19 protein-coding genes are annotated in these 18,102 nt (G+C 54.5%); 9 read left to right on the top strand and 10 right to left on the bottom strand.

Going from position 1 to position 18,102, the window contains the following annotated elements; genetic code table 11:
- Positions 1-35: 35 nt before the first annotated feature.
- Entirely contained in the window at positions 36-1,478 is a 1,443-nt protein-coding gene (locus tag GF1_RS15210) for an NADH-quinone oxidoreductase subunit N (RefSeq protein WP_267927405.1), read from the top strand.
- A 168-nt stretch (positions 1,479-1,646) separates the two neighbouring features.
- Here the strand turns inward: GF1_RS15210 and cmk are convergent, their stop codons facing one another.
- The 8 genes from cmk to GF1_RS15250 form a co-directional block, all read right to left on the bottom strand.
- Positions 1,647-2,351 (bottom strand): (d)CMP kinase, encoded by a 705-nt coding sequence (gene cmk, locus GF1_RS15215; RefSeq protein ID WP_267927406.1) that lies wholly within the window; start codon positions 2,349-2,351, stop codon positions 1,647-1,649.
- Positions 2,338-3,456: a histidinol-phosphate transaminase gene (hisC, locus tag GF1_RS15220; protein ID WP_267927407.1), complete on the bottom strand. Its 1,119-nt coding sequence runs from the start codon at positions 3,454-3,456 to the stop codon at positions 2,338-2,340. The genes cmk and hisC overlap by 14 nt, the downstream gene beginning before the upstream one ends.
- Before the next feature lie 296 nt (positions 3,457-3,752).
- Entirely contained in the window at positions 3,753-5,210 is a 1,458-nt protein-coding gene (gene gatA / locus GF1_RS15225) for an Asp-tRNA(Asn)/Glu-tRNA(Gln) amidotransferase subunit GatA (RefSeq protein ID WP_267927408.1), read from the bottom strand.
- Between the two features lie 33 nt (positions 5,211-5,243).
- Positions 5,244-5,531: an Asp-tRNA(Asn)/Glu-tRNA(Gln) amidotransferase subunit GatC gene (gene gatC, locus GF1_RS15230; RefSeq protein ID WP_267927409.1), complete on the bottom strand. Its 288-nt coding sequence runs from the start codon at positions 5,529-5,531 to the stop codon at positions 5,244-5,246.
- 76 nt (positions 5,532-5,607) lie between these two features.
- Positions 5,608-6,663, bottom strand: a complete 1,056-nt coding sequence (locus GF1_RS15235; RefSeq protein ID WP_267927410.1) for a response regulator — start codon at positions 6,661-6,663, stop codon at positions 5,608-5,610.
- A gap of 256 nt (positions 6,664-6,919) precedes the next feature.
- Positions 6,920-7,978, bottom strand: a complete 1,059-nt coding sequence (locus GF1_RS15240) for a histone deacetylase family protein (RefSeq protein ID WP_267927411.1) — start codon at positions 7,976-7,978, stop codon at positions 6,920-6,922.
- A gap of 5 nt (positions 7,979-7,983) precedes the next feature.
- Entirely contained in the window at positions 7,984-8,580 is a 597-nt protein-coding gene (locus tag GF1_RS15245) for a 5-formyltetrahydrofolate cyclo-ligase (protein WP_267927412.1), read from the bottom strand.
- A 136-nt stretch (positions 8,581-8,716) separates the two neighbouring features.
- Positions 8,717-9,988: a YeeE/YedE thiosulfate transporter family protein gene (locus tag GF1_RS15250; protein WP_267927413.1), complete on the bottom strand. Its 1,272-nt coding sequence runs from the start codon at positions 9,986-9,988 to the stop codon at positions 8,717-8,719.
- Positions 9,989-10,392: 404 nt separating this feature from the next.
- On the opposite strand from GF1_RS15250, the gene GF1_RS15255 reads away from it, so the two are divergent.
- The 4 genes from GF1_RS15255 to GF1_RS15270 all read left to right on the top strand — a co-directional run bounded on the left by GF1_RS15255 (position 10,393) and on the right by GF1_RS15270 (position 11,588).
- Positions 10,393-10,650, top strand: a complete 258-nt coding sequence (locus tag GF1_RS15255) for a sulfurtransferase TusA family protein (protein ID WP_267927414.1) — start codon at positions 10,393-10,395, stop codon at positions 10,648-10,650.
- 145 nt (positions 10,651-10,795) lie between these two features.
- Positions 10,796-11,023, top strand: coding sequence for a hypothetical protein (locus GF1_RS15260; protein ID WP_267927415.1), 228 nt, complete (start codon positions 10,796-10,798; stop codon positions 11,021-11,023).
- A 10-nt stretch (positions 11,024-11,033) separates the two neighbouring features.
- Positions 11,034-11,381 (top strand): hypothetical protein, encoded by a 348-nt coding sequence (locus GF1_RS15265; protein ID WP_267927416.1) that lies wholly within the window; start codon positions 11,034-11,036, stop codon positions 11,379-11,381.
- 15 nt (positions 11,382-11,396) lie between these two features.
- Positions 11,397-11,588: a hypothetical protein gene (locus GF1_RS15270; RefSeq protein ID WP_267927417.1), complete on the top strand. Its 192-nt coding sequence runs from the start codon at positions 11,397-11,399 to the stop codon at positions 11,586-11,588.
- A 137-nt stretch (positions 11,589-11,725) separates the two neighbouring features.
- Here the strand turns inward: GF1_RS15270 and GF1_RS15275 are convergent, their stop codons facing one another.
- Together GF1_RS15275 and GF1_RS15280 are read right to left on the bottom strand one after the other, a co-directional pair.
- Positions 11,726-12,064 (bottom strand): serine hydrolase, encoded by a 339-nt coding sequence (locus GF1_RS15275; RefSeq protein ID WP_267927418.1) that lies wholly within the window; start codon positions 12,062-12,064, stop codon positions 11,726-11,728.
- A complete protein-coding gene (locus tag GF1_RS15280; protein WP_267927419.1) occupies positions 12,052-12,849 on the bottom strand; it encodes a serine hydrolase domain-containing protein in 798 nt (265 codons plus the stop codon). Before GF1_RS15280 ends, GF1_RS15275 begins: the two co-directional genes overlap by 13 nt.
- 281 nt (positions 12,850-13,130) lie before the next feature.
- On the opposite strand from GF1_RS15280, the gene dnaN reads away from it, so the two are divergent.
- The 4 genes from dnaN to gyrB all read left to right on the top strand — a co-directional run bounded on the left by dnaN (position 13,131) and on the right by gyrB (position 18,053).
- Positions 13,131-14,264: a DNA polymerase III subunit beta gene (dnaN, locus tag GF1_RS15285; protein WP_267927420.1), complete on the top strand. Its 1,134-nt coding sequence runs from the start codon at positions 13,131-13,133 to the stop codon at positions 14,262-14,264.
- A 146-nt stretch (positions 14,265-14,410) separates the two neighbouring features.
- Positions 14,411-14,902 carry a GNAT family N-acetyltransferase gene (locus GF1_RS15290; RefSeq protein ID WP_267927421.1) on the top strand — a complete coding sequence of 164 codons (492 nt, stop codon included), beginning with the start codon at positions 14,411-14,413 and terminating at the stop codon, positions 14,900-14,902.
- Positions 14,903-14,916: 14 nt separating this feature from the next.
- Positions 14,917-15,483 carry an HPP family protein gene (locus tag GF1_RS15295; RefSeq protein ID WP_267927422.1) on the top strand — a complete coding sequence of 189 codons (567 nt, stop codon included), beginning with the start codon at positions 14,917-14,919 and terminating at the stop codon, positions 15,481-15,483.
- A 158-nt stretch (positions 15,484-15,641) separates the two neighbouring features.
- Complete coding sequence (gyrB, locus tag GF1_RS15300; RefSeq protein ID WP_267927423.1) at positions 15,642-18,053, top strand: DNA topoisomerase (ATP-hydrolyzing) subunit B; 2,412 nt, start codon at positions 15,642-15,644, stop codon at positions 18,051-18,053.
- Positions 18,054-18,102 lie beyond the last annotated feature (49 nt).

An 18,102-nucleotide genomic window follows, 5' to 3' on the forward strand; every position in this document is an offset into this window, starting at 1 on the left:
AGAAACTTTTTTTACTGGCTGAGGAATAACGTATCATGACGCAAACAGTTGTCACCTGGGCTGCTTTTGAACCGGTCCTGCCGGAAATGCTGCTGGTGGGGGTCGGAATCGGGCTGGTCTTCATGGACCTGTTTTTCAGGAAACAGCGGGAGCTTCTGCCCTGGCTGACCATTCTCGGCAGCCTCACTGTGCTGGGCATGGTGCTGGGAGAGCGGTACACCAGCGGCTTTGGCGGGATGTTTCTCACTGACTCCTATGGCGTTTTTTTCAAGGTAATCTGCCTGATGGGGCTGATCATGACCGCCCTGATGAGCGAGCACCATAACCGGGTCCAGGGCCTTCACCAGGGCGAGTACTACAGCCTGATGGTTTTTTCCGCCGTGGGCATGATGATCATGGCCTCGGCCGGCGACCTGATGGTCCTCTATCTGGGACTGGAGCTGATGGCCCTGTCGGTCTACTGCCTGGTGGGTATGCTCAAGGGGGACCAGCGGGCCAGCGAGGCAGCGGTGAAATATTTTCTCATGGGCGGCTTTGCCTCGGCGATCCTGCTCTACGGTATGTCCCTGCTCTACGGGTTGACCGGAACCACCAGTATCACGGGAATCGCCAGCTATATCAACGATACCGGCCTGATCGCCAATCCGGTCCTTCTCGGCGCCCTTGGTCTGCTGATCGTCGGCTTCTGTTTCAAGACCGCAGTGGCCCCATTCCATTTCTGGACCCCGGATGTGTACGAGGGGGCCCCGACGACGGTGACCGCCTTCATGTCGGTGGGACCCAAGGCGGCCGGGTTTGCCGTCTTCGGCCGGGTCCTCGTCCAGGGTTTTCCGGAACTGCACGGCCAGTGGGGTACCCTGCTCGCCTTTCTCGCCCTGCTGACCATGGCAGTGGGAAATATCACAGCCCTGTCCCAGACCTCGATCAAGCGGATGCTGGCCTACTCGGCCATTGCCCATGCCGGTTACGCCCTGCTCGGAGTCCTGGCCGGTACCCCGGAGGGTCTGTCCGCTACCATGAATTACCTGCTCATCTACGGCTTCATGAACATGGGCGCCTTTGCCATCCTGGTCCTGCTGGCCGGCAAGGATAACCGGCGGGAATCGCTCGACGATTACCGGGGTCTTGCCAGGAGCAATCCCCTGGCCGCCATGCTGATGCTCATCTTCATGTTTTCTCTCACCGGTATTCCGCCCATGGCAGGATTCATCGGCAAGTTCTATCTCATCAAGGCGGCGCTGGGCGCCGGCTACACCGGGACGGTCATAGGCGCCGTCATCTTCAGCACCATCTCGGCCTACTATTACCTGCGGGTGGTGCGTTACATGTACATGAGTGACCCGCAGGGGACACTCGAACTCAGCTATTCTCCGGGTATCTCAGCCGTACTCGGGTTGGCACTGCTTGGGGTTATAGGTCTTGGCCTGGCCCCTGGCACAGTGATTGGCCGGGCAGCGATGTCGCTGCTTGGTCAATAGGGATGTGGATGCGTCTTGCCAGCGAGTCCACCTCTCCTTTTCCTTCTTGGGGAGCGGCCAGCCATAGGGGCTGGCCGCATTTTTTGAAACAGGGAGTGAGGAACCGGAAACGGTTCAGACAGGGCACAACAGACACCGCCAGACGCGGTGGTACGGGCGAAGGGGAGCTCAGACCTGCCCCGGTACTGACCGGCGGATATGGGCCAGCATAGTTTCCACCACCTTCCCGGCATCCATGGTCGAGGAATCGATCACCACCGCATCAGGGGCCGGTTTCAGGGGCGCTATGGGCCGTTCCCGGTCGTCGCGGTCCCGCTGGATTATCTGTTCAAGGATCTCCTTTTCATCGACCTCCACCCCCCGGGCTCTGAGCTGACCGATACGCCGCCTGGCCCGCTCTTCGGGGCTGGCATCAAGAAAGAACTTCCAGGCCGCATCGGGAAAGACTACGGTCCCGGTATCCCGTCCTTCGGCGACAACCTTTCCCTGGCGGCCGATCTCCTGCTGCATGCGGGTCAGTCTGTCCCGTACCGGCCGCAGGGCCGAAACCGTCGAGGCCAGCATCCCGGTTTCCGGGCTGCGCAGTTCCAGCCCCAGTTCTTCGCCGTTGATCAGAACCCGCACATCCCCGTCCTCTTCGTCCGGAGGCAGGAGCTGGATATCCAGGGTATCGAGTAACCGGGCCACCGGTTCTTCGTCCCGGACATCCACCCCGGCCCGCTTGCAGGCCAGGGCCACGGCCCGATACATGGCGCCGGTGTCGAGGTAGGTGTAGCCCAGTCGGGAGGCCAGCAGGCGACTGACCGTGGATTTGCCGACCCCGGAAGGGCCGTCGATGGTGACGACCTCCAGTTTCCGCTCAGCCTGCGACATAGCCAAGCTCCTTGAGAGATTTGGCCAGTGCAGCGACAAAACGGTGGTTTTCCGCCTCGGTACCCACGGTGATACGGATGAAATCAGGAAAACCGTAGGCCTTCATGGAACGGACAATTACCCCCTGGCGAAGCATGGACTCGTAGAGAACGGTCGCATCACCGCGCACATCGATGAGAAAAAAATTGGTATGCGAGGGGTAGGCCCGACAGCCGAGCTCCTCCACCTGCTCACTGAGCCATTGCCGTCCCTCCCTGGTCCCGTTCAGAGTTTTTTCGTAATGGGCCGTGTCCTTGAGGGCGGCCAGGGCCCCCACCTGTCCGGGCAGGTTGATATTGAACGGCTGGCGGACCCGGTGGAGCAACTCGGCAATGTCCCGGTGCATTATCCCGAATCCCACCCGCAGCCCGGCCAGGCCAAAGGCCTTGCTGAAGGTCCTAAGCGCCACCACTGCCGGGATACCATCGGGCTTTCGGATACGGGAAAGGACGTCTATCCGCTCGGCGGGATCGACAAAATCCACGTAGGCCTCGTCCAGGACCACTATCACGGTCTCGGGCAGGCTGCGGAGAAAATCTTCAAAACGTTCCGGGGAAATCAACGTGCCGCAGGGATTGTTGGGGTTATCGAGAAAGATGAGCCGGGTACGCTCCGACACTGCCCGGCTTATGGTCTCCAGATCATGGGTCATGTCCCGCAGGGGTATGACCGTGTTCTCCCCGCCCCGAACCTGGACAAACTTCTGGTACATGAGAAATGAGGGATGACTGGTGATCACCTCGTCCCCGGCCTGGACAAAGGCCTTGACCAGGAACTCAATCACCTCGTTGGAGCCGTTGCCAAGAACGATCTCTTCCGGCGCGCAACCCACCCAGTCGGCCACGGCCCTGGTCAGGTAATAGCTGGACCCGTCGGGATAGCGGTGCAGTCCGGTGAGGCAGCCCTGGATCGCCTCCACGGCCAGGGGTGAAGGGCCCCAGGGGTTTTCGTTGGAGGCCAGCTTGATGGAATCGGTTATCCCATATTCCCGTTCCAGCTCGTCCAGGGGCTTTCCGGGGGGATAGGGAACGATGGCTTTAATATTATCTGCGACGTGGAGTTTCATGCAAAATCGTTTTTCAAGATTGAAAGGCAGCAGGGCATTGCAAAGATCCCCGGCAATTTAATCAGCTTGTTTCTAACCAGCATAACTGGACCAGGTAAGCGACCGAAGGGAGACTCCGGGTTTCGGCACTGGTCCAGCCACAACAGATAGTGAAGACTTCGACCCATGAAAATCAACCTGCAATTACTTAAGGTTGTGGCGATTTTCGGATAAACCACGAAGGACACGAAGAAAAAATAACTTCGTGTCCTTCGTGTTGATATGATCTGTCAAGCCAATACCATTGATTGACAGGTCTATAACTGTGGCTTTTTCTCCCTGACTCCGGCCCGCTGTTCCAGGTTCCAGGCCGCCCGGAGCAGTACTTCCTCGTTGAAATGGGCCGCCTGCATCTGGATACCGATGGGTAATCCGTCGCTGGAAAATCCCGCCGGGACCGAGATCCCGGGAACTCCGGCCAGATTGGCGGAGATGGTCAAAATATCCGAGAGGTAGTGGGCCAGAGGATCATCGCTCTTATAGCCAATCTTCCAGGCCGGTGTCGGGGTAACCGGTGAAACCACCAGGTCGCAGCTGGAAAAGACTTTCTGGTAATCCTCCATGATCAGTGTTCTGACCTGGGAGGCCTTTTTGTAATAGGCATCATAGTAGCCGGCCGAGAGGGCGTAGGTTCCGATCAGAATGCGGCGCTTGACTTCATCGCCGAATCCTTCGGAACGGCTGCGGCAGTACATATCGATGAGGGAATCCGCCTCCATGTTGCGGTAGCCGTACCGGACCCCGTCGAAGCGGGCCAGGTTGGAGCTGGCCTCGGCCGGGGCGATCAGGTAGTAGACAGCCACACAGTACTGGGTATGGGGCAGCGAGACCTCGACGATCTCAGCCCCGGCCTCCCGGAGCATGTCGATACCGGCCCGGACCGTCTTTTCCACCTCAGGGTCCAGCCCTGCGCCGAAATATTCCACCGGCACACCGATCCGGATTCCCCCGAGTCCATCCTTGAGACTGGCGGTATAGTCGGGTACCGGACGGTTGACCGAGGTGGAGTCCCGGGGGTCGTAGCCGCTGATCACGTTCATCAGCAGGGCGCAATCGGCCACATCCCGGGCCAGGGGACCGACCTGGTCCAGGGAGGAGGCAAAGGCCACCAGCCCGAAACGGGATACCCGGCCATAGGTGGGCTTCATTCCGACCACCGAACAGAGCGAGGCCGGCTGGCGGATGGAGCCGCCGGTATCCGAACCCAGCGAGGCCAGACACTCTCCCGCGGCCACCGAGGCGGCCGATCCACCACTGGACCCTCCAGCCACATAGCCAGGTTTCCAGGGGTTCTCCGGGACCTTGAAGGCGCAGTTCTCACTGGTGGAGCCCATGGCGAACTCATCCATGGCCACCTTGCCAAGCAGCACCGCCCCTTCCTCTTTCAGGCGCCTGATTACGGTGGCGTCATAGGGCGGAATGAAATTCTCCAGCATCCTGGAGCCGCAGGTGGTGGGCAACCCCTCAGTGCAGAGCACATCCTTGATGGAAAGGGGCAGACCGCAAAGGGCCCCTGCCCTCCCCTCCCTGCGTTCGCTGTCCGCCTCGGCGGCCCGGGCCAGAGCCCCGTCCCGGTCCAGATGCAGATAGGCCTTGACCCGGTCCTCCACCGCATCGATCCGCTCAAGCAGAGCCTCGGTGAGTTGCAGGGCTGTTATATCACCCTGTTCCAGCAGTTTCCTGGCCTGGAGCAGAGTCAGTGCATGTAGTTCCATAATCTATCCGGATTGAACTTTTTTTGAAAACAACTAACTGATGATCCTGGGTACGACAAAGGACTCGCCATTATCCCGGGGCGCATTGGCCAGGGCCTTTTCCCGGGGCAGGGAGGGCTTGATCTCATCGTCGCGAAAGGCGTTGACCAGCTGCTGGGTATGGGTGGTGGGAACCACGCTCCCGGTATCCAGCTCATCGAGCTTGGCCACGTAGCCAAGGATGGAGTCAAGTTGCCGGGTCACGCGCTCCATCTCCGCATCGGACAGCTCCAGCCGTGCAAGCCGGGCCACCTTTTCCACTTCCTGTTTTGTTATATTCATGGCATCAAACAGCACATCTCGGGTTTCAGGTGCCACAGCACCCGGTAACTGATGGTCGTATACCACCTGATTCAGATTACTGTTTATACAGCGACTGGGCAGAAAGGACAACCTCGGCAAACTCTTCGACCAGTTCCGGATCAAACTGGGTTCCGGCACAGTTTCGAAGTTCAGCCACGGCTTCCACCCGGGTGAGATTGCGACGGTAGTTTCGGCGTGAGGTCATGGCATCGTAGCTGTCGGCAATGGTGATGATCCGGGTGAGGATATCGAGATCGTTTTCACCTATACCATCGGGATAGCCCTTGCCGTCGAGACGCTCATGGTGGTGTCTGATGATATGGCGTTCCCGCTCCATGAAGGTGAGCGGTTCGATGATACTGGCCCCCACTTCCGGATGCTTGCGGATAAGTTCCCATTCCTCGGCCGTGAGACTGCCCGGCTTCTGGATACAGGAGAGATCGATGACCAGCTTGCCGATATCATGGAACTGGGAGGCCCGCCGGAGAATCACGTACTCCTCCTCGGGGAGCTGTATCTTTTCCGCCAGCATCATCGAGTATTCGGTTACCCGGCGGGTATGCCCGGCCGTATACTCGTCCTTCTCTTCCATGGCGGCCTGGAGACTGGACATGATCTGGACGGTGGCGTTTTCCAGGTGATGGCTGTACTTCTCAAGGAGAATATTCTTTTCCGCCAGTTCCCTTGTCTTGTCACGGACCTCCTCTTCCAGGCTCTGGCGGTAGATTTTTTCCTGGCGGACATAGTTGCGCTTTTCGATGGCCCGGCGGATCTTGACGTGGAACAGTTCCAGGTCTTCGATGGGTTTGGTCATGAAGTCATAGGCCCCCAGGTTGATGGCCTTGACCGCATAATCCATGGAACCGGCCCCGGTCAGGAAAAGGACCGGTATATCGAGCTTTTTATTGTTGATTCCCTCCAGGGTTTCAAAACCGTCCATATCCGGCATATTGATGTCGAGCAAAATGACGTCAAAGTCGTCGTTGACCTTTTCAAGAACCTCGCGGCCGGATGAAACGGCTATCACTTCATGGTTGAACATGAGCAGGATCTTCTCCACCGCCATACGGACAAGATCATCGTCATCAGCTATGAGAATTTTGGAACCCATTTTTGTCGGTCACTTCATGTAAGAGTTCATCAGGATCAGAATACCGGTACATCTCCGGGGTGTGGATAAACCGAAGTCCGTCATCCAGACACGAACCGGTTCGAGAACATGATTGCTCGAAAAAAACGTTTTTTTTCACCTGAATCCAAGCGTGACGCACTTGCAACAGGTGTAGCGACTTTCAACACCTGCTACGTGCAGTGTCGCATAAATTTGTCCCGGTGCAAAACAAAAAAACCACCGGTCGGCCTCCCGCTTATATTTTCCAGTATGATCTGGTCACATTCATGGCCTGATCCAGAGAGGCGAGCTGGACCGCCGAACTGGACAGATTCTCGGCCGTGGTCGGATCAAGCCATGGCTTTGCTCCGAGCTGTTCACCGCAAAGCTCCTCAAGGACCGCCAGGGCGCCGTCCCGCATACCCCGCAGATTGTAACCTCCCTCCAGGGTAACCAGCAGCCGGCCTTCGCAGAGTTTTTCAGCCAGGTTGACCATAACCCTGGTCAGGTAGGCAAAACCGGCCGGGGTGACCTTCATGGCTCCCAGGGGGTCGCCATCATAGATATCGAATCCGCAGGAGACAAGGATAAGCTGCGGCTCGAACCTCCGGGCCACCGGTGCTATCAGCTCGTTGAATATGCGGGCATACTCCATATCCCCCTGTCCTCCCGACAGGGGGACGTTAACCGTAAATCCCTCGCCACTCTCCCGGCCAGTCTCCATCACCGCCCCGGTGCCGGGATAATAGGGAAACTGGTGGGTCGAGCAGTACAGAACCCTGTCGGTTTCATAAAAGCTGTGTTGGGTCCCGTTGCCGTGATGGAGATCCCAGTCGACTATAAATATCCGTTCCAGGCCCAGGTTGGCCTGGGCCCAGCGGGCACCAACCGCCACGTTGTTAAACAGGCAAAAGCCCATGGAGCGGTCCTTTTCCGCATGGTGGCCCGGCGGACGAACCAGGCAGAAACCATTATCCATCTCGCCGTCGTGTAGCCGCCTGATACCATCGATCACCGCTCCGGCGGCCAGCATGGCCGCGTCATAGGAACGGGCCGAGGTCTGGGTATCGGCGTCCAGGTAATCGTGACTCCTGCCGGCGGTCTCGGCCACCCGCTCATAGAGCTCCCGATCATGGTTGCGGATAATATCCCCGGCTGTTGCCGGTGCAAACTCGGGATAGAAGAAACGGGAGCCGATCTCGTCCCGATCCAGTTGTTCATAGATGACCCGCAGACGGTCCGGTGATTCTGGATGGCTGATGCCGGGTTCATGTTCCAGAAAGAGATCGTCTCGGTAAACTGCTGTCTTGCGCATGGGATTTAGCTCCTGCATGTAAGAATCCGCTTCTCGGTGACCACCATGTCCATCAGTTGATCATGGGGTTCCACCGGTACCCTGTCCACCACCTGCAGCTCATAGGCAAGCCCTATCCGCTTCGCCCGGGGAGCCTGATGGCAGAGAAACCGGTCATAGAAGCCACCTCCGTAACCAAGCCGCCCTCCCCGACTGTCAAAAACCGAACCAGGCACCAGGACCAGATCAATGGCGGCCGGATCCACACTCTGGCGGACTGCCAGTTCGGGCAGTGGTTCCGGTATCCCACAGTAACCGGGCGTAAGATCCCCGGCCGGATCGGTTATCCGGACCGCGAGCAGTCCCGGCGGCCGGACAATGGTCAGCGGTACGGACACCACCTTGCCCATAGCCAGACATCGGTCGATAAACCCTGTGGTCCGGACCTCGTCACGGAAATTGACATAGGCAAATATGGTTTCTGCCTGGTCAGTTTCGGGCAGGCTGAGAAGATTTTCCATAATGCGGCGACTCTTCTCTTCCTGTTCCTCCGGGCTCTGGGAACGGCGCCGTTCAAGCACCTGCCTGCGCAGCGTCTGTCGATCCGGGCCTGTATGGTTCACAGACATACCTCCTGCCTTTTTCCTTATCCACCAAGTGTACCTTTTTTTGACCGGTGGGAGGACAAAAAAAATCGCGGTACCCTGGAAAACCGGGCACCGCGATCCTGACGTTTTGTAGTGGTTATCAGTATTCCGATCACATGGGTACGATCAGCTTATTGCTGTCCTCGTTCCAGGTAACGACCACATACCACAGGGCCATGACAAGTCCGATAAGAAGCAGGGTCGGTCCGTATCCCATGACATCGGGCAGGTAGACATACTTTCCGAGAACACCGTCGGCCTCGAAATCCATATCCTTGAACCAGGCGGTCATAATGGAGTTGGAGATACCGAAGAAAGGTACCACCAGCCACAGTTTGATCTGCCCTTCACCCACACGCCACAGGGTTCCGGAACCGCAACCACCGGCAAACATGGCACCGAGACCGAAAATAAAACCACCGACAACGCCGCCCCAGCCAAAGGTGCCGCGGACATAGTTCGCGGGATCGAGTACCGGATCGCCATCAAAACGCATGGCCACACCATACTTGAGAACAGCAGCGCCAACGGCAACAATAAAAATGGACAGAGCAACGGATTTCGCCAGGGTACAGTCACCGGTCATATGCGGCTCCCTGAAACCCTGAACCATGCACCAGCGGCCGCGCTGCATGGCATAACCCAGGCCGGCGGATATGATCAGGATACCGGAAAGGGAGTTGATGTAATCGCTGTAGTCATCTCCGTCGAAACTGGTGTAGTTGTAGGCGCCCCAGACCAGAACAGCCAGAGCGATGAGACCGAGGATGAACTGGACCGCCATGGGAAATTCAATGGTCTTGGCACCACCGGATCCCCAGGTTATGTATTCCATTTCCTTGTACAACAACCACAGTCCAAGTACGACACCAAGCACAAGCCCGAGCCACATGGCAAAACCGTTGGCAGCCAGGTTACCGATGGCATTGTACATGCCACCTACATTACAACCGCCTGCCAGGGCTGACCCGATACCCATCAGGATACCGGCTATAACCGCCTTGACCAGCTCACGTATCGGGGGGAAGCGCAGAGCAAACTGACCGCCCAGACAGGCGGAAAGAAAGGCACCACCGACAAAGCCAAGACCGATGACCGAGCCGGAATTGTACCATATGGACTTGGTAAGCACCCTGCTGCCTTCATCATTAATAAAACCGACGAGTTCCTGCATGTCGGTGTCCGAATACCATCCCACCATGTAGAGTATCCAGTCACCCCAGTTGCGGATGGCGCCAACCGCACCCCAGGGCCTCCACCAGGCCATGATCATGACACTCAGAAAGGCGACAATGATACCTGTGACGGTGGCATTCCACTCATCCTTACAGAGTACCTTATACAACTGCTTGATTTTCTGAGCAAACAAGCTCTCGCTACTCATAAACTCCCCTCCTCTCTGTTCCTTGAATTTCCGATGAAGGCCGAAGCGCTCCGGGAACCTGAAACCCCTTTCAGCTCATCGTTTTTCCGACATGAGATCCTCTCAATATTCTCTTCCTCGCGTAATTCTTTACCGTTGCCCACTATATTTGTCAAGGTCGTTGACCATTCAGGCGGCAAAGAGCCACTTTTTTATTTAATTTTCTTTAAAGGAATTAATACGTTAAGGCCAATTACAATTTTGAATCACGATTCAATTATAACTTGACAGACAAAGTGGTTTTCTGTATACAAAGCAATGCCGTATTATCTCTGCAGTCTTTCCGGGGAACAGCATACGGCAATTCAATGAAAACATTCCTGTTTTCATCCCTTTCATCATTATTTCTTAGGTAGGAGGATCAAATGAGTGATTTCAAAGTAGCTCCTGATGGACTGGAGGTAGCAGCAGTACTGGATGCCAAGGGCCTGAGCTGTCCCATGCCCCTGCTTCGCACTAAGAAGGAAATCGGCAAACTGAAGTCCGGGGAAATTCTGCAGGTCGATGGTACCGATCCAGGTTCCCGTAACGACATACCTGGCTGGTGTGAGCGTGCGGGCCACGAGTATCTGGGCGAGAAGGAAGAGTCCGGCTACATCAGCTTCTTTATCAAAAAAGGCTGATTCCTTACGCTGTTAACTTCACCCAAGGAGGAAAAAGCCAATGGCTGCTGACCCGAATAAACTCGGTATATTTGTTACCTCTCCGCAGAATATGCGGCATATTCTCGGCCTCACCAAGGCTGCAAAACGTGCCGGAAAGAAGGTTATGGTATTTTTTACCTACAAATCCATCCATCTGACCAAGAGCCCTGAATTTGTCGAACTTTCCGAACTCATCGATGTAGAGGATCTTGCAATCTGCGCTGACAGCTACACCTGTGAGGGCTATGACACGGTCAAAGATATTCCCCGTGGTCTCATCGACAAGCAGATGCGTACGCAGGCCTTCCATGGCGCCATTCTTGAAGAATGCGGCAAGTACATCGTAATGTAAGGAGAGAACAATGGAATCTTTGAAAGTATACATCCTGATTGCCAACCGGACCTACAACGACGGCATCCGTTCCGGACTGGGTCTTGCGGTTGAAAATCATTATGCCTATCCGGTTGTCATGAATGGTGAGTTCCCAACCATGTCCGAGTACATGTCCGAGAATATCGCCTGGATCTATGATATGGAAGGCGAAGTCCTGACCTGCGGTGCCCCTGCTCCTGAAAACCTGCCCGAGGGTGTGGAGTTCAAGGAAGTAAGCCTTGAGGAGCTTGGAGAGAGAATGCGGGAAGCCGATGTAATCATTCCCTACGGCCTGCCCAAGCAAACCAACGAACCGCCGCCAGCCTGTGCTGAATAGGAAAGGAGACCAGCCATGAGTGATGAAGCAAAAATGAAGATCCTGCAGGTATACCGGTCCGAGCCCAATGACGATGTCAAAAAGCTGGTTGAGATCCTCAACCGCGACCGGGACGCCGATGAGTTCAAACTCTATATTGATAATCCCAATTACGATATCCTGGTACAGAAGATTTTTGCCGCAGATAAAACCGTCTGCTGGTGGTAATCTACCAGAGAAACAGATGTTGTATGCAGAAAAAACCTCTGTCCAGGCGGCAGGGGTTTTTTTGTGTCATTCTTCGATCATGAAAAGGCCCGGGCAGTGGGCCTGATCCCCTCCTTTTTTACCCCTGCCTATTCCTGCTACTCACATTCCTGCAGAGCAGTGATGACCCGGTCGTGAAACCAGGGTCTGAACTGCCTGATCTTTTCGTTTTTCCTCGAAGGATGCACCCTGTTGGTGAGCAGGACGATAATCGACTCCTTTTCCGGATCTATCCAGAAGGAGGTTCCTGTATAGCCCAGGTGTCCCACACTGGCCGGTGAAAGGAATCTTCCCCCGGAGGATCCTCCCGGGGTCGGGGTGTCAAAACCAAGACACCAGGTAGTCTCCTGCCCTGCCCTGCTCAAGGCCTCCCGCAACAGATCAGGAGCAAAGGGCAACACCCTGGCCTGGCCGCACCAGTGACTCAGAATTGCCATACATAGCCCCAACACCCCCTGACGGTTCCGAAGAGACCGGCATGCCCACTGACCCCACCCATGAGGTAGCAATGCTCGTCATGGACCTCTCCCCGCAGCACCCTGCCCCGCCAGAGACATTTTTCTGTCGAGGCAAAGCGGCCGCTGTCCTCCGTTCGGAATGGACCGGGCCGGAAAAAGAGAACTCTTTCCAGACCCAGAGGACTGCTCAGCCTTTTCCGGAAGAAGTTATCCAGGGAGCTGGAACTGCACTGTTCAACCACTTCGCCAAGGAGCATGAAGCCAAGATCAGAGTAGCAAAAATCCTGTCCTGGAGGATGGAGGAGCGGTTCATTGGCAACCAGGCGCAACAGCCTTTCTCGCCCCTCCCGGCTGCAGTACGGTCTGAAACCTTTGAAAAAGGGTTTATACGGAGCCATTCCTGAACAATGGGATACCAGATACCTCAGGGGTATATCTTTTTTATCAGCCGGTATTCTGGCCCCCAGATGGTCGCCAAGCAAAGTATCCCAGGTAGTCTTCTGTTCGCCGATGAGTGTGAGTAGACTCAGGGTGATAACCAGTGGTTTGGTCAGCGAGGCCAGATCAAAAACCGTGTTCTGATCTACCTCTTGCTCCCTCTCTCCATATCCCGTTGAACCAGCCCAGGAAAATACCTTTATATTTCCAGAAGTTAATCTCCTGAAAATCCCGGCAGCCGCTCCGGGAAACACTCCATCGGCAACACCACGTTCAAGCAGCTGTTTCAACAGGCTGGTAAGTTGTCTATCTGGTCGATTTTCCATTTTTTTAAAAATGTTAAAAAGTTGTAAAAAAGGGTGTTTTCTGCTATAATATTCCCATTATGGAAAAACATGTGCAAAATTGTGTGTACAGCCTGTTCAAACCTATGTTGAAAACTTGTACAAAGAGAGGAAAAACCGGTTATACACAAAATGCCAAGAAAGTATCCATACGATGCTGTTAAAATAAATTTATAATGATTTTAACATGTTAAACACTATATCCACAAACTAACACCCCTAATAGAAACAACAAGGTTTTTAATATAATCAAGGAATTTATTATGGCGTTTCATTTTAACATCTCCCGGACAGATCTCCTCAGGGCCATCGGCGCCCAGCAGAACATCACGAGCAAGAAAGGTACGCTGGCCATTTTGTCCAACGTTCTGCTCAAGGTGGAGCAGAACCGCATCATCTTCACCGGCACCGACCTGGAAATAGGACTCAAACAGACCGTCCCTGCCGAAGTGTTCGAGGAAGGAGTACTGACCCTGCCGGCTAAAAAACTCTTTGAAATAACCAGAGAATCTGCCTCTGACACCCTCAGCTTTGTCGAAAAGGAGAACAACTGGGTGGAAATCAGCGCCGGTCCGGCCCGCTATAAACTGGCCGGCATGGTTTCAGATGAATTCCCCGCCTTTCCTGAATTCAATGAAGAGACACTGGTGGACATGGAAGGCGATGTACTCGGTGATCTGATTGACAAGACCATCTTTTCCATAGCCCATGACAAGGAAAATATGTACAGCCTCACCGCCGGACTCCTGGAAAAGGAGGAGGTGGACGGGAAAAAATACCTGAAAATAATCTCCTCGGATGGACATCGGCTCACCATTATGAGCAAGGAGGTTGATGGAGCCACCTTTGACGGTCTGACCCTCAATCCGGTCACTCTTATTCCACGTAAGGGTGTGCAGGAGATGCGTAAATTCTGTGAAGAGAATCCCACCTTCAAGATGGGGATCGAGGAAAAGCAGGCTGTACTGAAAAGTGATGAATCCCTGCTGATCGTCCGGCTTATGGAAGGCGAATTTCCCGATTACCGCGGTATTCTCAATGTGATCAGCCGGGATAATATTATTAATATCAACAGAGTACGATTCCTTGAATCACTCAAGAGAATAAATCTGTTTACCGAGGATATGTTCCATGCCATCAAAATGGAAATACAGGATAATAACCTGGTGCTCACCTCGCAGAATGCGGATTTCGGCTCAGCCAAGGATGAATTTGAAGTAGGCTATGCCGGGGATCCACTCTTTCTGGGTTTCAACTGCCGCTACTTTATCGATACCCTGCAGGTCATGGAAGGCGATATTATCCAGGCCGCCATCAGCTCCGATGAAAGTCCCTGTCTGATAACGTCTCCTGATGACGAAGGGTTTCTGTCCATCATCATGCCGATGAAGCTGTAACCTGCCAGCTGCCCTGAAACAGAACCGGACCCTGTTATCCGTACGGCCCCTCAGAATGCGCCGGCTCCGGATAGTTCTCTGCAAAAAAGTCATATCATTTAGCAGGGAAACACATCGGGTGGAATGTCTGTAACCACGACGTTATTATGCGGAACATAAGAACATTCAGGGAAGAGGACTGGACGTCTGTCTGGCCGATGCTCAGGCAGGTCTTCCGAGCTGGAGAAACCTATGCCCTGCCTCCGGATATATCCGAACAGCAGGCCCGCAGGGTCTGGATAGACGTACCGGTAGAGACCTTTGTTATGACCGGTTCCGGAGGCGAGATTCTGGGGACATACTATCTGAAGGTAAATCATCCCGGTCCCGGTTCCCATGTCTGTAACTGCGGCTATGTTGTGGCCGCAGAGGCCAGGGGACAGGGAGTGGGCAGAGCTCTGGGTAGCCATTCCCTGCGTGAGGCGAAGGAGCGCGGTTTTCGGGCCATGCAGTTCAATCTGGTGGTGTCGACCAACGTGGTTGCCCTACGGTTATGGAAAAAACTGGGTTTTAGGACAATAGGAACAGTACCAGGAGCATTCAATAGTCCAAAGTACGGATATGTTGATGCTTTTGTAATGTATAGAGAATTAACTTAAAAAATGATATAGTTATGAATAACAACAAAGATAAAAAAATATTTAGTGAATATTTTTCAAAAATGAAAACCACGTCGAAAAGTCCGCCTATGGTTAGTTTTTCTGAAATTTTATGGTCATGGATAGGTGCTTTTCTTGGTATTGCTGCAGTATCGTTTATCCATTACAATATTCTTGATAAAACAGATCTTGTCATGGTTATAGGTTCTTTTGGCGCATCTGCAGTTCTCATATATGGTGCCATTAAAAGTCCCTTAGCGCAGCCGAGAAATCTCGTTGGCGGCCATATCATATCAGCGATTATTGGCGTTACCTGTTATAAGCTGTTCCATTCCCAGATGTGGCTGGCATCCTCGCTGGCCGTTGCCACGGCTATTGCCGTCATGCATGCCACCAAGACCCTACATCCTCCCGGCGGCGCCACCTCGCTGATTGCGGTTATCGGGAGCCAGAAGATCCATAACCTGGGCTACCTCTATGCTCTGATGCCGGCAGGACTGGGGGCGCTTATCATGCTCGCAGTCGCCCTGCTGGTAAACAACATACCCAGAAGCCGCAGATATCCTGATTTCTGGGTTTGACAGGAAAACTCATTTTGGTCCGGAAGTAACCCCGGTTGAAACAGGTATTTGTTACAGTTTTTTTATTAAGTTGTACCGTGTTTATATTGAATGGATGACTTGAAAAAGAATTTTTTCAAGGATCCTGTATTTTACATTGGAACTACATAAAGGATTTTATGAACGAGCAACAGAAGTCGTCCTACGGGGCAGAACAGATCAAGGTTCTTGACGGTCTTGAGGCGGTTCGGAAACGGCCTTCCATGTACATAGGCAATACGGCGGAGGAGGGACTGCATCATCTCATCTACGAGGTGGTGGACAACTCCATTGACGAGGCCCTGGCAGGCTACTGCAACCGGATCCGGGTCGTCATCCATGAAGACAACTCCGTTTCGGTGGAAGATAACGGCCGCGGCATTCCGGTGGACATGCATCCCACGGAAAACATGTCGGCCCTGGAACTGGTCATGACCACCCTTCATGCGGGCGGCAAGTTCGACCACTCCACCTACAAGGTCTCAGGCGGTCTGCACGGAGTGGGTGTGTCGGTGGTCAATGCCCTTAGTGAACATGCCATGGCCGAGGTCCGCCGCAACGGCAAGATTTACCGCCAGACGTATGAAAAAGGTATGCGTACCAGTGATCTCGAAGTGGTGGGTGAATCCGAGAAGACCGGTACCAAGATCGTTTTCAAGCCCGATCCGGAGATCTTTACCGAGACCACGGTCTTCAAGTACGAGATTGTCCGCAACCGGCTGCGGGAACTGGCCTTTTTGAACCGTGGCGTCCGCATCTATCTCAAGGATGAACGGTCCGGTGCCGAGGACAAGTTTCACTTCGAGGGCGGGATCGTCTCCTATGTGGAGCATCTCAACCGCAAACGGACCCCGATCCATCCGGAACCTATCTTTATTTCCGGTGAAAAGGATCAGGTCCAGGTGGAGATCTGTTTCCAGTATTTCGACGGTTATTCAGAACGCCTCTTCTCCTTTGTCAATAACATCAACACCAGGGAAGGCGGTACCCACGTGGCCGGGTTCCGGGCTGCCCTGACCAAGTGCATCAACCGCTATGCCAGCGATGACACGGTGCCCAAGAATCTGCGGGCCAAGATGGGCGGCGATGACGTGCGTGAAGGGCTGACCTGTGTGGTCTCGGTCCGGGTTCCCAATCCCCAGTTCGAGGGCCAGACCAAGACCAAGCTCGGCAATTCGGAAGTCAAATCCATTGTCGAATCTATCTGCAATGAAAAGCTGGGCGCCTACCTGGAACAGCATCCAGGCGATGCCAAAAAGATTCTTTCCAAGGCTGTGGATGCGGCCCGGGCACGGGAGGCGGCCCGGCGAGCCAAGGAACTGTCACGCAAGAAAGGCGGGTTGTCAGTGATGATGGCCGGCAAGCTGGCCGAATGCCAGTCCAAGGATCCGGCCAAACGGGAGATATTTATAGTCGAGGGAGATTCGGCCGGCGGCTCGGCCAAACAGGGCCGTGACCGGTCCATCCAGGCTATTCTCCCCCTGCGCGGCAAGATCATGAACGTGGAAAAAGCCCGGTTCGACAAGATACTGGGCAGTGAAGAAATCAAACATCTCATCGCCGCTCTTGGAACCGGTATTGGCCGGGACGAATTTGACATTGAGAAGCTGCGCTACCACAAGATCATCATCATGACCGATGCCGACGTGGACGGGGCCCATATCCGGACCCTGCTGCTGACCTTCTTCTACCGACAGATGCTGCCTCTCATCGAAAACGGCCATGTGTATATCGGCCAGCCACCCCTCTACCGGCTGGGCCGGGGCAAGAAAGAGCTCTACTTTCTCGATGATGATGCCTTAAACGATTATCTCTATGACCAGGCAAGCCAGTTCATCCGTATCCGGAGGGAAAACGGCGAGGAGATCGAGGGCGAGAAAATGGTGGCCATGCTCCGCCAGCTCTCTCTGTTTGAACGACTGTCCGCCTACCTGGAACGGCTTAATATCCAGGAAGAGATGACCATCTTCCTCCTGGAAAACAATGTCCATTCCGCGGATCAGTTCGTCGAGCGGCAGTTTATTGAAGATCTGGTAGAAAAACTGAAAGTGCTCAACCCGGTGATCGGCAATATCCGCTCCTGCCGCTGGCGGCCGAGCTGTTATGAGGTGGATGTGGCCTTTCGCGGCCGTTCCCATGCCATGACCACTCTTGGTCCCAATATCCCCCTGATTGCCGAATACCGGCACGGACTGGAGATCTATCCCCATATCCAGAATTATCTGCGAGGTACCTTTACCATTATCCGTACCACGGCTTCAGGGACAGAAAAGGAGATCCAGGCCGACAACTGGCATGATCTGATTCGGATGGTACGGGAGGAGACCTTCAAGGGCAGTCATCTGCAGCGCTACAAGGGTCTGGGTGAAATGAATCCCGAACAGCTCTGGGAGACCACCATGAACCCGGAAAACCGTTCCCTGGTCCAGGTCACCATCGACGACGCGGAAATGGCCGACGACATGTTTACCACTCTCATGGGTGATAAGGTGGAACCACGGCGCGAATTTATCCAGAACCACGCCCTGGAGGTATCGGAACTCGATATCTGATGGGACTGGTGGGTCGGTGGGTTTCGTCCAGGATTGCCGTTCAGAGGCA

The organism is Desulfolithobacter dissulfuricans (assembly GCF_025998535.1).
Classification (GTDB): domain Bacteria; phylum Desulfobacterota; class Desulfobulbia; order Desulfobulbales; family Desulfobulbaceae; genus Desulfolithobacter; species Desulfolithobacter dissulfuricans.

Coding starts and splice junctions, on each gene's coding strand:
- GF1_RS15210 (WP_267927405.1), top strand. CDS start 36: ATGACGCAAACAGTTGTCACCTGGGCTGCTTTTGAACCGGTCCTGCCG.
- cmk (WP_267927406.1), bottom strand. CDS start 2,351: ATGTCGCAGGCTGAGCGGAAACTGGAGGTCGTCACCATCGACGGCCCT.
- hisC (WP_267927407.1), bottom strand. CDS start 3,456: ATGAAACTCCACGTCGCAGATAATATTAAAGCCATCGTTCCCTATCCC.
- gatA (WP_267927408.1), bottom strand. CDS start 5,210: ATGGAACTACATGCACTGACTCTGCTCCAGGCCAGGAAACTGCTGGAA.
- gatC (WP_267927409.1), bottom strand. CDS start 5,531: ATGAATATAACAAAACAGGAAGTGGAAAAGGTGGCCCGGCTTGCACGG.
- GF1_RS15235 (WP_267927410.1), bottom strand. CDS start 6,663: ATGGGTTCCAAAATTCTCATAGCTGATGACGATGATCTTGTCCGTATG.
- GF1_RS15240 (WP_267927411.1), bottom strand. CDS start 7,978: ATGCGCAAGACAGCAGTTTACCGAGACGATCTCTTTCTGGAACATGAA.
- GF1_RS15250 (WP_267927413.1), bottom strand. CDS start 9,988: ATGAGTAGCGAGAGCTTGTTTGCTCAGAAAATCAAGCAGTTGTATAAG.
- GF1_RS15255 (WP_267927414.1), top strand. CDS start 10,393: ATGAGTGATTTCAAAGTAGCTCCTGATGGACTGGAGGTAGCAGCAGTA.
- GF1_RS15260 (WP_267927415.1), top strand. CDS start 10,796: ATGGTATTTTTTACCTACAAATCCATCCATCTGACCAAGAGCCCTGAA.
- GF1_RS15265 (WP_267927416.1), top strand. CDS start 11,034: ATGGAATCTTTGAAAGTATACATCCTGATTGCCAACCGGACCTACAAC.
- GF1_RS15270 (WP_267927417.1), top strand. CDS start 11,397: ATGAGTGATGAAGCAAAAATGAAGATCCTGCAGGTATACCGGTCCGAG.
- GF1_RS15275 (WP_267927418.1), bottom strand. CDS start 12,064: ATGGCAATTCTGAGTCACTGGTGCGGCCAGGCCAGGGTGTTGCCCTTT.
- GF1_RS15280 (WP_267927419.1), bottom strand. CDS start 12,849: ATGGAAAATCGACCAGATAGACAACTTACCAGCCTGTTGAAACAGCTG.
- dnaN (WP_267927420.1), top strand. CDS start 13,131: ATGGCGTTTCATTTTAACATCTCCCGGACAGATCTCCTCAGGGCCATC.
- GF1_RS15290 (WP_267927421.1), top strand. CDS start 14,411: ATGCGGAACATAAGAACATTCAGGGAAGAGGACTGGACGTCTGTCTGG.
- GF1_RS15295 (WP_267927422.1), top strand. CDS start 14,917: ATGAATAACAACAAAGATAAAAAAATATTTAGTGAATATTTTTCAAAA.
- gyrB (WP_267927423.1), top strand. CDS start 15,642: ATGAACGAGCAACAGAAGTCGTCCTACGGGGCAGAACAGATCAAGGTT.